The sequence below is a fragment of the Jejuia spongiicola genome, assembly GCF_023502325.1.
In the GTDB taxonomy this organism is placed as follows: Bacteria; Bacteroidota; Bacteroidia; order Flavobacteriales; family Flavobacteriaceae; genus Wocania_A; species Wocania_A spongiicola.
Window position 1 is genome coordinate 1 of record NZ_JAMFLZ010000035.1, and the last position, 309, is coordinate 309.

Consider the following 309-nt stretch of genomic DNA (forward strand, 5'->3'; position numbering starts at 1 on the left):
CTTGGATGTACAACTGAAGATTATTTTATAACCACTTGGGTGGTTGAAGAAAATGAAACTATTACCATTCCTACAACTGGAACAGGCTATAGTTATGATATAGATTGGAGTTATGATGGTGCTACTTTTAATGCTGAATCTACCAATGTTTCAGGTAATACTACAAGTACTACTTTAACAGCTGGTACATACACTGTTGCAATTCGTGGTGTTTTCCCTAGAATCTATTTTAACAATACAGGAGACAAAGATAAAATTCAGTCTGTAGAGCAATGGGGAATAAACCCTTGGACGGCTATGGAACAGTCT

1 pseudogene is annotated in these 309 nt (G+C 36.2%); it reads left to right on the forward strand.

Annotated elements, in window-relative coordinates:
• A pseudogene (locus M3P09_RS17240) lies at nucleotides 1-309 on the forward strand (hypothetical protein); the annotation flags it as partial.